The sequence below is a fragment of the Geobacillus thermoleovorans genome (assembly GCF_001610955.1).
GTDB lineage: Bacteria > Bacillota > Bacilli > Bacillales > Anoxybacillaceae > Geobacillus > Geobacillus thermoleovorans.
The window spans coordinates 1,303,413-1,318,971 of the sequence record NZ_CP014335.1 but is presented as its reverse complement, the minus strand read 5'-3'; the positions used below and the strand labels follow the sequence as shown (position 1 = coordinate 1,318,971).

The following is a 15,559-nucleotide window of genomic DNA, read 5'->3' as shown; positions in this document are numbered from 1 at the left end:
CCCTCCCTTTGTCATAGATAAAAAGATTCAGTTGATTTGATTGTATCAACTTTTGTAAAACGTTGCCGTCGAACTTTGTCGACCGATCAAAAATACAAAAAGAGCGGTGCGGTGCCGCTCCCTTTTCTATACCGATGGCGAAGCGATGAGAACACATAACGCTTCCGCTTTGAAACTCATTTTTTATCAACTCCTATTTCTCTAAGTGTGCAATACACTAGCGCCCTGTTGCTACTCGGGAATGTGCTCTTGGATGTCTCAAAGATTTTGCATTCAACCGGGTCGATTATTGACACTCCGCACGCCTAAAGGCGTGGGATTCTTGGGTCGTTTGCGTCCTCATCCATTTCTGGTTCGGACAACGCCCAAGTTCAGGGGTGTGTCATCACCCCATCCCATCGGGTTAGGATGTACCCCAATGGGCGGCGCACCTGTGACCAGTGCGCTAGGTTAGACCTCATATTTCGCAACCTTTGCATAATATACAAAAAACAACCTGGATATTCGCATAAAAATAATTTTTTATACAAAAATTGTAAGATAATTAATTTTTATTCAATCAAATCAGGCTTATTTCGAATTTTTATTCAGGGTGCGAAATGTGAGTTAGACGGCAAAGCCCGAAATCGCTTTGGCGATGTTGATCGCGCCATTCAAGTCGGCGTGGAGGGTGTATCCGCACTTTTGGCATCGGAAGCGGATGCCGTTTCGGTTCGCTTTCTCTCGATAACCACATTTACACGTTTGGCTTGTGTAGGTTGGATTCACCCACTCAACACGAATGCCCGCCATTTCCGCTTTATAGGCGATCATCGTTTGCAGTTGATGAAACGCCCAAGCATGAAGGCTTCGCCCCGCTTCTTTGGCCGATTTTGCCCGCTTGCGAATCCCCGTCAACGCTTCCATCCGAATCACGCCAACACCGTTGGCGAGCGCAAAATTCACGATTTGACGGCTGATTTTGTGATTTTGATCCTTCATCCAGCGGGACTCTTTACGGCCGATTTTGCGAATCATATGGAGCTTCTTAGCTTTTCCTAATCTCCTTCGCAAAGCCGCATATCGTCGGCGTACAAAGGCGCATTGGTTCCCTTTGAAAAACAGTGATTTCGTTCCCACGCTGGCAACGGCGATATAACGAAGTCCCAAATCAACGCCCATTGCCTTCGTTTCTTCCCGTTGTTGGACTTCAACTGTGATCGCAACAGCCAAGTACCATTTCTTTCTCTTTTTGTAGAGCTTGGCTGCCCCTTGTTTGGCGGTTCCGTTAAGCAGCCGATTCAGCCATGCTTCTTGATAGGGACGCGTGACCACCGGCACACCGATTCGCTTCTCTAATGTTGGGAATGAAACGGTGTAGAACTCTCCTTTCTTTTCCACCTTCACGTTTTGATTGTTAAAGCAACACCATAATGTTCGAAACCTCTTTGTTTTCTGGTTTTTCTTTTGGGACTTCACTTCTCGAATCGTTTGATTCACGACGGCGGAAGGAAATCGTTGTGACGAAAACGCTTTAAAAATTTTACTCGTCACTTGATTCAGTTCTGGATGATCCAACAGCCAATTCGCAAACTCTGTGTTCACTTCTGTCATCCGTTCATACATTTCCTGTTTGACTTTCGTTGGGTTGTGCAGCTCCAGCCTTAGTGTGATGGTCGGCATGGATTCACCTCCTTGCGACGATTACATGATACCGTTTTTTTCATCATCATTCAATAATATGAAGAAAACGGCTCGCTTTCATCCCACCCCTCAAGGAGCGGGCTTTCTCGCTCGCTGATCTGTAATGTGATGCTGAGACAAAACAGAAGCCCAATCGGCCTCTGCTTTGTCCCCACCTTTAACGGCTTAAGACTTGCAGCATAAACCGCTCGACATCATTTTCCGGTCCGATGAATTCCACGTCCGTTCCGATGGCTTGGAAGTGTTTGCGGGCGAAGGCAATTTTCGCTGCTTCACCGGGACGCAGTTCGCCCTCCCATTCCTGTCCTTTCGTCTCGAGGACGAAGTACAGTTTTTCCTCACCATCCTTTTCGATGACAAGCGCCCAGTCGGGATTGTAGGAGCCGATTGGGGTGTCAATTTTAAACCAACTCGGCAGTTTGACGTACACTTTTACGTTTTCATCGTGTTCAAAACGTTTGGCGAACCGCTCTTCCACCTCAGAATCGTAAAGGATATGGTCAAACGGCGATTTTTCGCTCGGGATGGCGTTGTCGTTCAAATAGGCGAGCAGCTCTTCATTTTGGAACAGCTCGACCGCGTAATACGCATCATCACCAATTTTGTAATATTTCACGCCATCTTTCAGCAGCAGCCTCATTTGGCGCTGGATGATGTTCGCCACTTCTTCAATAAACTTTTGCGGATTGTTTTTGAAATCATCGAGCCGCTTGCAGCCGGTCAAAATGCGCACGATCGTCTTCCGCGTTAAATTCGTCCGGTTTTGCAGCTCGGTGATGAGATCCGGGAGCGTATGGTGCAAACTCACGTAATCTTCCACTTTTTCGCTGATCGTTTGCGCCTGTACGCCTGTCACATGATCAATTTCCACCCGTCCTTTTCGGCTGACAATGCGGATTTTCTCAATCGGCCTCATTTCTTGAATGGCGGCAATGCATAAGTCAATGAGCTGTTCGCTGTCAAAATCAACGGAATAAACGGTTTTATATTTGATTTTATCCCACAGCCGCGTGAACTCCTCTTGATTAAGGACCGCCATATTGACATGGACTTTTTTCTTTTTCGTCCCGTCTTTGATCGGCAATGCTTGCAAATGGCGTTTGATCTCTTTCACGATGGACAATAGCCACGGCTGGAATTCATCGCTCAGATGGAGATCATAGTTTTCAATGGCTCGTTTGAGTTTTTCCGTTGCTTTGCTCTGTTTGTCAATATAGCCGTTTTGTTTTAATTCCTCATACAGCTTCAATGATAAATCATAGCCCATTTGCACCGGCTCTTCCGTCGCCTCGTCCACATAAACGAGTTTGGCAAATACATGTTTTTCGATTTTGCCGAACTGGATGCCCGTATCTTCTTCAATCTCTCTTTGCAAAGTGGCAACAAATTCTTCATATGACTCATTCGCCATAACCGTCAATATGTTGATATGATCGTCATGCACCCGTTCCCCGTTTTGGTTGACAGCCAAACGCAAACCACGCCCGATTTCCTGGCGCCTCGATACATACGTGCCTGACGAGTCTTTCAACGTGCAAATTTGGAAGACGTTCGGGTTGTCCCATCCTTCACGGAGCGCGGAATGAGAGAAAATGAAGCGGAGCGGCTCATCGAGGCTGAGCAGCCGTTCTTTGTCCCTCATAATGAGATTGTATACATCTGTATCCGCCTCTGTATTCCCTTTCGTATCTTTCAACCGTCCTTTTTTATCTTGAGCAAAATAGCCATTATGCACCTTCTCGATGTCTTGGTCAATGCCCGGATCGTCCCAGAGCGGACGGTATTTCGGCTTTTGCATTAAATTCCGATACTCTTCCTCAAACATGATCGCATATTTTCCTTTTACCGGCTGGCCTTCTTGATCATAGTCGCGGTAATGAGCGACCTTGTCGATAAAGAACAAGCTGAGCACTTTAATCCCACGCGGGCGGAGCCACAATTCTTTATTTAAATGCTCTTCAATCGTTTTGCGGATTTGATACCGCTTGATGGCATCGTCATCGACATCCCCGATTGCGTCGCCCACACCGAGTCGGTAGCCATTGATTTCAACCGCTTCATTTCCTTCCGTCCAATCGATTTGCTCGACGATATATCCGCGGTACAGTTCGCGCTCTCCGGAAATGTCATACAAATCATCGCCGTATTTGACCGTTTTCGTCATCCGTTTGATCTTCCCGCGCGATTCGACATCGAGCTCAATTTTCGCTTTTCGCTCTTTCACCTCAATGAGCTTGATGTACGGCACATTGAACGACGGTTCGGATCGGACAGACATGACTTCAATTTTTTTCACCAGCTTTTGATTATAGGCGTCAACCGCATCAAGGCGGTACACCATATGATACTTGTCCACATGCGTCGCCGAGTAGCGCAGCGTACAAAGCGGGTTGAGCGACGCGATCGCTTCCTTCGATTTCGGCGTCGTATCGACGCTTTGCGGCTCATCGATGATCACGATCGGATTCGTCTGTTGGATAAATTCAATCGGGCGATACCCGTTTAGACGGTCGTTCGGCCGATGAATGACGTTCGCCTTATCTTCTTTTTCCGGATCTTCAAAGCTTTTGCGGAACGCATCGATATTGATGATCATGATTTGAATCGTTGTCGCCGTCGCAAAATTGCGGACTTGATCAAGCTTCTGCGAATCGTAAATAAAATATTCCGCCGGAGTGCGGTCGTACAGTTCATCGAAATGGTCGCGAGTGATTTGCAGCGACTTGTACACTCCTTCGCGAATCGCCACGGACGGAACGACGATGACAAATTTCGTAAATCCATAATGCTTATGGAGCTCATAAATCGTCCGCAAATAGACGTACGTCTTCCCCGTCCCCGTCTCCATTTCAATCGTAAAATGCATGCCATCGAGCCGCTCGCTGCGCGGCAGGCCGTTTCTCACCTGGATGTCTTGGACGTTTTTTAAAATTTCCTCAGGCGTCAGGTCAAGCCGATTCCCGACGCCCAAGTCCGTTTGAAGCATTCCCGCCTCAGGGCCGTACGAAACGGTGAAGTTCGACTGGTTCAGTTCCTGTCCTTTGAAAATATGCACCACCGACTCAATCGCGCGCCGTTGGTAGTCCAAATCCGCGTTAAACTTCAGCTTCATCGGTTATACACTCCTAACATCCGTGATGCCGTGCTTTTTCAACGTTTGCAAGGCGTTCGTTTTCACCGCGTCGCTCATAAAGCCGGATTCTTTAAAAATGACTTTCGGCGGCATATGCTCGGACCTGTAGTTCAACATCTCCTGAACAAGGTCAAGGTCAATCTCATCTTCTAGGCAGACCAACACAGAACCGTAGGCGACGTTGTAAATCGTTTTGCCGCGGCAGTCGATTTCCTCAATCGGCACCGTCAACGGCAACCCGATTTTCAGCAAAATCTCATACAACAAGTCTTCTTTCGTCCGATCTTCCTTAATGTTATTCTGCAAATCGAAAAGCGTTTGTTCGAGGTTGTCAAAGTCCGGATCCCATTCTTTAATATTGGAAGAATCGAGCTTAAACACTTTAAAACCGATATCTAAATCGGTCTTTCCGGTTTCTTGAACGATTTTCTCCCCCGCCCGACGGATGCGCTCCTTGCCGATTTCGCAAATGTTTTTATATCCCGCTTTATACGCATCCGACGTTTCATCCGTTTTTTCCGGCAACTGGACCATAATAAACTTGCGATTGCCGCCATCCTCCGCGTTTAACTGCATGACTGCATGGGCAGTTGTAGCGGAGCCGGAGAAGAAATCAAGAACTATATCATCATTCTGAGTAGCTGTGAGAAGCAATTGAGCAATTAAATCTACAGATTTAGGTGATGGAAACAACTTAGATTTTGTTGAGAACAAGGAAGAAAATACTGCCTGTCCCTTTTCCGTATAGAATAACTTATCTAAAAAAATTGTTTTTAACATTTTTTTCGCGCCATTAGCATAGTTTTTTCTATAAATTTTCCAGTTACCCTTGTTAGTTTTTCTAGCAACCAATAAGTGAATATCTTCTAGAGCTTTTGACTTATCCCACGTCCAACATCCCTCGTACCCGTCATCCCAGATAGGTTCAACCTTTATATTATAGCTGTCCTTATATTCAAGGGATATTTCTGATGTAACTGGATTTACATAAATAGGATAAAAGAGATTTTTACGATTATGCTTACCGAATTCCCTGTGAGTGTTTCTTAATTCAATCAGCCTGTATCTCCCTTGCTCATCTTGTTCCGGGTAGTCATTAACTATTTGTTCTTCGTCTTTTTGAATGGAAAAATAACCTTGCTCTAGATCATTTTTCGAGTATACTAGTATGTATTCGTGATTAGTTGCAAAATATTTATCTTGGGAACGACCTTTTGGATTACATAAAACCGTGATTTGAGTAATAAAATTTTGTTCCCCAAATATTTCATCACAAATTTTTCTTAAGTTGGCAACCTCATTATCATCAATACTTATAAATATAACCCCATCCTCCCTCAACAAATTCCTTGCCAACTTCAACCGGGGGTACATCATATTCAACCAATCGGTATGATACCGTCCGTTTGTCTCCGTATTCGCTTTGGTCGTTTGCTGTGTGATTTCTTTATAATTTTTGATATTGTCGCGAAAATCGTCTTTGTACACAAAGTCTTTCCCCGTATTGTACGGCGGGTCGATGTAGATCATTTTGATTTTGCCAAAATACGATTTTTGCAGCAATTTCAGCACTTCCAAGTTGTCGCCTTCAATATACAAGTTCTCCGTTGTCTCCCAATTTTTGCTTGATGCTTTGTCCGGCCGCAAGGTGCCAGTGGACGGCGTTTGCGCAAGTTTCATCGCTTGTGTTTTGCCGTGCCAGGTGAATTCGTACTTTTCGTTGCGCGTTTCAATCTCTTCGCCGAGAACAAGCTTCAGTTTGTCAAAATCGATTTTTCCCTCCGTGACAACTTCTGGGAATAGCTGCTTTAACGCTTCAATGTTCGTTTTGATGAGATCCAATGATCTTCCGTCCAGTTTTTCCATCATGCTGCTCCTTTCCGTGCAATTGTTGCTTCCATTGTTCGATTTGCTTCGTTAGCTGTTGAATTTTCATATGGTATTCGACTTTTCGATTAAACTGCGTTTCTTTTTTGATTTCGTTTTTCCATTTTGCGATTTCGACTTCCGCCTGTTCGATTTGCGCGACGAGCTGTTTTGATTGTTCATCAGCGGCGATGTAAAAGGCGCCGATCGCTTTGGCGTGCTGGAACGCCTGCACCGCCAGATGGATGTCTTGATAAAACCGAAAAAAGTTGGCGAACGAAAGCCTCGTCATATGGACGGCGCGAAGAAACTGCTTGACTGTCTCGTCAGCATGATCGGGAGAAAACCACGGCGTATACGCCCATTCTTCGGCCACGGTTTTGGTCCGGTCGTTTTTGTTCAGCCGCTTGCGGCATGTCCCCATTCGAACGTTTCCTTCTTTTTCAAACACGATAACGGTTGGGTTGGGCACTGTTTTTTGGATGATCTCCCCGATCACGGAAACGTGCGCATCCTTCGATTCCGGGCGCAGACGAACGGTGATAAACATAACCCCTTCGTAATGGTAGTCGTCGTTGACGAACGGCTGAATGTTGATGACGCCCGGAGACAACAAATACGTCAGCTCGATCCGCTCGATGTCTTTCGTCATATAGTCCTTTTCTTTTCTCGTCAAGTCCGCATAGTCGTAAAACATTTTTTTATCGAGCTTTTTATGCAACGGACGGACACGCTCGTCCAGCCCTATTGTAGCATAAAACACGGATGCGGCCATGACACTCACCCTTCAATGATCAAATACGAAACGATCTCAAAGTCTTGCAAACTCGTGTTGGCGTTCGTCACGAAGGCGTCCAAGTTTCCAAGGCTGAAGATGTTGAGCATCAATTGCTGGTCCATCTTGCCGACGATCTCTTCCACCGCTTTTTCCAGCAGCGCCTTGTATTGCCCCATGTCTTTTCCGTTTTTCGTCTCTTGATAAAACGCCTTGTACAAGCCCCTTTCAACGTCTTTTTTGCCGCTGCAAAGCGAGCGGTATAAATCCAACACTTTCTTTACGTGGACATGGTTATACAACACCGTGCCGTCTTCCCGCACGTACACTAAGTAATACGGATGAAGCGCGTTTTGTTCATGTGCAGATGCCGTTGGTGCCGTTTGTTTTAGGCAGAAAATGACGCCTGGCTGAATTTCATCTTTCAGTTTTTCATTTTGATTGGCGGTAATGCTGAACAGTCCAAACGGCGCCCGCTCGAGCTCTTCCTTATGTTCCTTCATGAAATTCAACAAGTCCATTCGGAAGTCGTCGAGTGTAAAATCCGTCAGCGAGATATTTCCGGAAATGTCCTCTAAGTCGATGACTTCATTTTGCAATTTTTCCAGCTGTTTTCGGCGGTATTCCAAGTCATTCATTTCGTTGCTGTTGTCGGCAATGACGTTTTCTTCCCCGGTCGATGAAATATCCAGGATCGTCATTCGGCCTTTGACCCGATTGACGAGCTGAATGTATTCGTCAAGCTCGATTGATGGCCAGAAGTTTACGAGCTGGATCTGATTGTTTTTGCTGCCGATCCGGTCGATGCGGCCGAACCGCTGGATGATGCGGACCGGGTTCCAATGGATGTCATAGTTGACAAGATAATCGCAGTCTTGCAAGTTCTGTCCTTCGGAAATACAGTCCGTGGCGATGAGGATGTCGATTTCGTCTTTCATTTCCGGCATCACTTTATCCCGCTCTTTCGAGACGGGCGAAAAGTTCATCAACACATGATTGAAATCGACTTTCTTCATCTTCAATGTTGTTTTCGGCTGATCGGTACCCGTCACGACCGCACAGTGCAATCCAAATTGGTTTTGCACCCATTGATGCAAATTCTCGTATAAGTATTTCGCCGTATCGGCAAAAGCTGTGAAAATGAGCAGTTTTTTGTTCTGATCGTTAATCGGGTGCTTGATTTTCTGTTCGATCAATCGTTTCAACGCCAACAGCTTCTGATCGCGATCCGGCGTTACGTTCCGCGCCTGGTGAAGCAGCCTCAGCAAAATCTCCCGGTCGTATAACAAATCTTGTTTCCAACGGATCAAATCCATGTCTTTCAAAAAGATTTTGACTTTCGAGCCAATCAACGCCTCTTCCAATTCCGGATCTTCCGCGTCGATCCCGTCCATCTCTCCAATTGTCCCGGAACTTCCATCGTAACGGTCGATTTTCTTAATATGTTCTTCGATTTGTTGGATGATGTTTTGCAATGTTAAAGAAAACGAATGGACACTGCTCTCTAGCCGCTTCAGCAAATTGGATTTCATTAAATAAACGAGATTGTGCTCCCGGTCCGTTTGCTTAAACACTCTGCCGTTTGCGACCTTTGTATCGTATTTTTCGCTATAGTCCGCTTTTTTGTTCGGCAAAATGTATTGCATCGGCGAATAGACCGCCATCCGAAGCCGCAAGATGTCGTTATTGATTTTCTCAAGCGGCGGAAACTCGCCTTTGGCGTCAATTTTTTCTTTTAGATTGATCGGCTTTAGGCGTGTCGGAAACGGCCCGATGGCATCCACATTGTAATATTTTTCGATATGGCGGCGCGAACGGGCGATTGTCAGCGAATCAAGCAAAGCAAAATAATCCCAATCGAGCATATCCAACAACCGCTCGGTCGTCCGCTCTTCTTCGGGAAGTTGGCTCCATTTGTTAAACTGCGACTGGGCGCGCCGAATCGTCTGGCTGATGCTTTTGATGTTTGCCGTTTCCGCCAATGCCTTGTCATTTCCTTCTGTAATAAAGGCAATTTGATTTTTCAAGTCATCAAGCTTGTTGTTGACGGGGGTGGCGGAAAGCATCAATACCTTCGTTTTCACCCCCGCTTTAATAATATCGTTCATCAAGCGGGAATATCTCGTCACCCGGTCATTGCGCGGATCGTTGTTGCGAAAGTTATGCGATTCGTCAATGACAACAAGGTCATAGTTTCCCCAGTTGACATGCTCTAGGTTAATATCGCCGCTGTAGCCGCGCTCACGCGATAAGTCGGTATGGTTGAGCAAGTCATACGAAAAGCGGTCTGCGGCTAAAATGTTTCGCTTATCATTTAAACGGTAGATGGCCCAGTTTTCCCGCAATTTTTTCGGCGCCAATACGAGAACGCGATGGTTGCGCAATTCGTAATATTTGATCACCGCCAACGCTTCGAACGTTTTTCCAAGCCCGACACTGTCGGCGATGATGCAGCCCCCGTACGTTTCAATTTTATTGATAGCCCCAAGGACCCCATCGCGCTGAAAGTCATAAAGTTTGTTCCAAATCACCGTATTTTGGAAACCAGTTCTCGTCTGCAATGTTTCGTAGTTTGTCGCTTCTTTTAAAAAATCTTTGAATAGGTAATAAAGTGTGACAAAGTAAATAAACTCTGGCGGATGCTCTTGATACATGACTTCCAAGCGCCGCAAAATTTCATCTTTCACATCTTGCAGCGCCTGTTCATCTTGCCAAATCGCCTCAAACTGGCAAAGCAGCTGGGCGCTGGAATCTCGATCATTCATCATATGGGTAAAATAAAAATGGGAGGAGTTGCTGTAGCCGAGCCCCGGACTGGAAAACGGCGCCCCGCCGATCAAGCCGATTTGTGACCCGTCCTCATTTCGCACATGATATATGCTGCCTTGAATGCGCTGATTGACGACCGATTTCACCCTTGCTTTCTGTTTCAGCCATTTCGCCAGTTCCCTTGCTATGTATGCTTGGTTAAGTTCAATTTTGTATTTTCGTTCTTCTTCTACTCCATACAGCGCCGCTTCGTTTTTCTTCATCCATTCATTGAATGAACGATCACCGCGCACAAAGGCAGGCTCTGTGAAAATAAAACGGAATTCATCGATTTGCGCCAGCTCTTTTTTCAATTGTGCAAACGCATATAACGTAAAATGGGCCGCCGCAATCGATAGTTTGCTGCCTTTTGTAATATGCGCTTTCAACACATCGCCGACTAGGCCGTTTTGTCTATTGTCAATCATCCCTTTTGCCTTCATGTCCCGATTGCTCCTTATTCCTTTTCTTCACTTTATTTTACTAAACCGTCCCCAGAAATGTTGTTGAAATTTGTCGGACATAGATGAATTATCAACGATGCGGTTTGATAATGGAGCAAGGGGCGAGGTCTTCTTCGGACATCGCCGTAGCTCACTCTCCCCCCATCATCCCCACCACTTCGCGAAACACGGCCGATGGCTGCTTGCGGAGCAGTTCGGCGGGGATCGTTTTGTGCTTCGTGCCGTTCGTGATCATGAGCAGGCCGTCTCCTAGGCGGATGGACACGTTTTTGATGCGGTACGCGGTGATCTTGGACGCCTGATCCAAGTAGCGGGCGTCAAGGTCGAAGCGGATGCGGTCGGACAGCCGCCGCAGGATGCGCCAAAGGGCGATTTCCTCGCTTGATTTCATGAACAGTTCCGGCAGTTCTTTCGCCTGTTTGAGCATGTTGAACGTCGTCATCGCATAGACGGCGATGCCGTAGCCGACGGGACGGATGACGTTTTGGAGAAAGTTCCAGCTTTCGACTTCGAAGCGAACGTATTCCTCATCGCTTCGTTTCGGCAGCTCGGTGATGGCCGATCGTTTGACGATGTTCACAGCGGCGATTTTGCCAAAGCACGTGACCCCGTTTTGCGGGGCGGCTCCCCGCTTCGGGTAAAGGGCGATGTAGCGCGCGTCTTGCCAGCCTTTTTTCAGCTGCTTGACCGGGATATGGTAGAAGCGGTGTTTCCGGTAGGCTTCGTAATGCCGCGCGCTTGGCACCATGCCGACAAGCACATGCTCATCGAACCCCGACCGCCATTCTTCGATGATCCCTTGCGGCAGGATGCCTTCGTTTTGCAGTTCTTCGGGATTCTTTTCAATCAGCCGCTCGATGAACTGCTCGACCAGGCGGGTGGCGTTCGGCAAAAACGGCAGGCCGCCGATGTTGACGTCGTTGATGCTTTTGTACAGCGGGTGCGCTTGGTAGCTGTCTTCGTCATGCCACGGGAACAGCACGTAGGCGCCAAAGGCGGTGCGCTCGTATGGGCCGCCGCGGCGGGCGACAAGCGAATCGCGGTAGCGGTGCATCGTGTTGATGTCGTCTTCCATCGGGCCCGGCATTCCGTACCGTTTTTCGTATGAGCTGCCCGAAACGGCGAAGTCCAGGCGGTATTTGGCGTCGAAAATGTAGTTGAATGTATAGTCTTTTCCCTTCTTTTCAATCGCCAAAACCGTGTCAGGCATTTGCGGGACGGTTGGCAGCCTTCCTTCGTACGGCTGATAGGTCAGCGTGATTCGCTCTCCGGTGTATGGGTGTTCGTACACCCGCTTGGCGGAGCGGTTTTTTTCGAGATTGACGAACAGCCCTAAGCGGTTCACTTGGATGACATTTTGGCTGATGAGTTTGTATTTTTTCCCGAGGAGCTGCCCGAGCTTCAAAAACGTCCAATACTCGTACAACGTGGCGACGTCTTTTACGGACATTCGGTACAGCTTCCCTTGCAAGGCGAGGCCGCGGGTGATGATGAGAAACAGCTGATAGGCGTCGCGGTACCCGGGCGCCATTTGCAGGACGAGGCTCATGACGGAGCGGTCAAGCCGCCCGATCGGCCGCCAAAAAGAGTGACGAAGCCGAGTTTCGAGCGCGCGGATCATCGATTGGATGCGCTCAAGCAAACCCGGATCCGGTTCCGTTTCGTATCGCTTTTGCTTCCCTTGCACGTGTTCGAACAAATCGCGCAGCTTCTCGACAAGGCGCGTCATCATCCATTTGACGAACCGGTTTTCGAGCGTGTCGTACGTCAGTTCTTTTTTCGCTTTGAGCCCCGATCGCGGCATGACGGTTCGACTTCCGATGTTGATGCCGCGCTTGACGTCACGGAACACTTGCGGCCGCTTGCGCAAATCGTTTCTTCCTGCCGCATCCAAACGGCCGAGCTGGTCGCCGCGCACTCTCACATGGACGGTCGACAGTTGATGGTGCGGCTGCCGCTCAATATGCCGAATGGCATGCAAAAAGTCACTGATATGCGCTTCCATGAGCCGGAAAAACTCGCTTCGGGACGGTGCGTCGTCCCGCTTCGCTCTCGCCCGCTGGTACGTGCGCTTGATGAAGTGAAACGCCAAGTTGTAAATTTCTTCGCTGACTTCGTCAAGAAGGATTTGGTAGTCTTGTTTATATGTCAGCTTCGTCGGAAAAATTTCGATCGTCACGTCCAAAATGGAACGGCTGCCGTCGCGGATTTCCAACGTCGACAGCCCGACTTCATTCGGGAAATAGAGGTTGCCCATCAACACCGCCTGTCCGCCGATGTCAACGCGGCTGACGGCGTTCCGAATGGCTGGCGATTCATGATAAAAGGTAAGCACCCGCTCGGTTTTCGGAACGACGAGCAGCTGATAGACGCCGTTTTCAAAGAAAATCGGGCGGTGGCCGCCCGACCAGTCGACAAGCTCGCCAGCGTCCACGTCAAACAGTTTGACGTCCAAGATGTCTTCACCGCTGACGAAAAACTCCATCGTCTCGTGGAAATCGAGGCGGCGGTACTGCTGAAGCCCTTCGTATTGTTCGTGGTACGGCTTTCCTTTGATCACGAGCGTGAGCTGTTTCGTTTCGATATGGACAAGCTCGCGGTCGTCACGCCCCGAGCCAGAACGAAGTGAAGCCATCGTCCTCTAACCTCCGCAGCATCTGCCAAATTTTCTCCGCACTTTTTGGATAACGGGCATACGAAACATCAAGCACGCCGCTGTATTCACCGTCCGGTTCAAAACCGGCGCACAGGACAAACAGCTGCTTGAGCGCTGTTTCGAGCCGCACGTCGCTTCCCGAAAGGCGCGGCAAAATTTTTTGCATCAGGCAATAGTCGAACGCCTTGTCAAATTCCATCAGCTTTCCTTCTTCGTTATACGCAAGGTAGAAGCAAATTTCATCGCGGACGCGGTAACCGATATGCGCGCCGAGCGGCGCGAGGATGCGGTTGATCTCCACGAGCTGTTTCGTCACCGTTTCAACAAGCTCTGGGCAGCGTGCGTACACATCTTTCAAATGCAAATACCGCGCCGCGAACAGCTCCTGTCCGATTGACAGGGGCGCGACGGTCGGCAAGTCGCGCAAAAAATCGAGATGGTCGAGCTGGACGCGGTTGAACTCGATCGTGTTCGCCCGGTCGAGCACTTTTTTGCTGAAGGGGTGAGTCGTCTCGTCCATGTTGACCGTGCCGATGATGTAGACGTTCGGTGGGAGAAAAAGATCACACCCTGCTGTTTCTCTCGGCAGCAGCCGTGACGAGGTGATGCGCCCGTCTTCCCAGCGGCGGCTTTCCATGACGCTCAGCACATCGCTGAAATAATGCTCAACGCGGGCGAGGTTCATCTCATCCAACACGACGAAATACGGCTTGTCCGGATGCTTCCCCGCTTCGATGATGACGCTCGTGAGCGGCCCGGGCTTGAAATCGCCTTTAATGTCGACATAGCCAAGCAAGTCCGAACCGTCGTTCCAATCCGGGCGGACGGGGATCAAGGTGAAGCGGCCGTTGTCTTCCGTCGCGCCGACGCTCTCGGCGAGCCATTGAACGATTTTCGTTTTCCCGGTTCCGGAAATGCCGCACAAGATGACGAACGGTTTTGTTTTTAACGATAGAAAGAGGTTGGCCACTTCCTCTTTCGTATAGTAAAACCCTTTAGCGGATATGTATGAATGAATATGCTCAACCGCCTCCCGATAGGAAAGGGCCTGCTCGGGCGGTGTCATTGGTTCTGTTCGCTCTACATACTGTCGGTAATAATCGATCATCGTTTCGAGGTCGCGCGCGAGTTGTTCATCGGACGGCAGATCGTCAAACGAATAGGCGATATACGCCGCCACCGACCGTTCGTACTCTTTCGCCCGTTTGCTTTCGCCAAGACGGATGTCATCATCGGTCCGCACGCGTTCTTCAGCGGGAATGAGTTGGCGGATGCCGCGCTTCACCCGCTCCATTTCGTCTTTCGGCGTCTCCGTCACTCCTTGGGCAAGCGTCAAATAGAGCCGGCGCATATCTTCACTGAATAAGTAGACGATATAATACCCGCGTTGCGTCGAATCCGTCACCTCTTGATCCATCACCGCCACCCACGGCACGTCGGTCCACACCCCTTGACCGACAGAACCTTTCACCACATACCGGTCAGGCGGTAAGAAAGGCAATGTTTTCAACGCCTCTGGAATCGCTCGTGTCACCAGCTGAAACGACCGTCGCTCTTTTGACAGTTTTTCGCGTTTTTCTTGTTCGTAAATGGCCATCACTTGGCGGAAAAGATCGTGCAATGACATGGGAATAACTCCTTCGTATAGAAATGTTATTCTTCGTTTCTATTTTTCTTCTATTCTACTAAAAAAGCGGCTCTCTCAACTAGTGAGAGAGCCGCTTCTTTCGTCACGAGCAGGCGTTCTTTATGTATATACATGCAACATGAAGAGTGGACTTCTCATCACGCCCCATCCCCCAAGCGCTGCAGCACCTTCTCCGGATGTTCATGGATATAAGCCATCGATCAAAGGCTTGCATGATATCGTTTCGTTCTTTATGAAATACATTCGCCATGACAGGATCTTTCCGCCATTTCCGCAAACGCTCGATCGGGGTGAGCTGCGGCGAATATGGCGGGAGATAAAGAAAAAACCCCCGCATCGCAAGGGTTTTCACTAGCGGCCCGAGAGGATAATAACCATTTACCGAAAAGTATTGATATTTCAATGTTTGAGCGACACATTCTTTTGTGTTGTGCAAAATTTGTGCAAAATTCTTTTGAGTTGCTATCTCGTGCGAAAAGGCGGAGAGATCCGCCTTTTGTTTAGCTAAAATAAGCTATAAGTAAAA

The 15,559-nt window shown here is 48.3% G+C and carries 7 protein-coding genes; all 7 read right to left on the bottom strand.

The annotated features are described in order from the left end of the window. Positions 1 to 606: 606 nt before the first annotated feature. Positions 607 to 1,662 carry an RNA-guided endonuclease TnpB family protein gene (locus tag GT3570_RS06625; RefSeq protein ID WP_062898553.1) on the bottom strand — a complete coding sequence of 352 codons (1,056 nt, stop codon included), beginning with the start codon at positions 1,660 to 1,662 and terminating at the stop codon, positions 607 to 609. Positions 1,663 to 1,840: 178 nt separating this feature from the next. Further along, the gene (locus GT3570_RS06620; RefSeq protein ID WP_023634089.1) at positions 1,841 to 4,795 is read right to left on the bottom strand and encodes a type III restriction-modification system endonuclease; all 2,955 of its coding nucleotides are present in this window, start codon (positions 4,793 to 4,795) and stop codon (positions 1,841 to 1,843) included. A gap of 3 nt (positions 4,796 to 4,798) precedes the next feature. After that, on the bottom strand, positions 4,799 to 6,682 hold the full coding sequence (locus GT3570_RS06615; protein ID WP_021322660.1) for a site-specific DNA-methyltransferase: 1,884 nt from the start codon (positions 6,680 to 6,682) through the stop codon (positions 4,799 to 4,801). Next, positions 6,633 to 7,457, bottom strand: a complete 825-nt coding sequence (locus GT3570_RS06610) for a DUF4391 domain-containing protein (RefSeq protein WP_013145634.1) — start codon at positions 7,455 to 7,457, stop codon at positions 6,633 to 6,635. Before GT3570_RS06610 ends, GT3570_RS06615 begins: the two co-directional genes overlap by 50 nt. A 5-nt stretch (positions 7,458 to 7,462) precedes the next feature. Beyond that, on the bottom strand, positions 7,463 to 10,708 hold the full coding sequence (locus GT3570_RS06605) for a helicase-related protein (protein WP_062898552.1): 3,246 nt from the start codon (positions 10,706 to 10,708) through the stop codon (positions 7,463 to 7,465). A 151-nt stretch (positions 10,709 to 10,859) separates the two neighbouring features. Beyond that, a complete protein-coding gene (locus tag GT3570_RS06600) occupies positions 10,860 to 13,364 on the bottom strand; it encodes a restriction endonuclease-like protein (RefSeq protein ID WP_062898551.1) in 2,505 nt (834 codons plus the stop codon). Further along, positions 13,333 to 15,012, bottom strand: coding sequence for an MrcB family domain-containing protein (locus GT3570_RS06595; protein WP_062898550.1), 1,680 nt, complete (start codon positions 15,010 to 15,012; stop codon positions 13,333 to 13,335). Before GT3570_RS06595 ends, GT3570_RS06600 begins: the two co-directional genes overlap by 32 nt. Between the last annotated feature and the right edge of the window lie 547 nt (positions 15,013 to 15,559).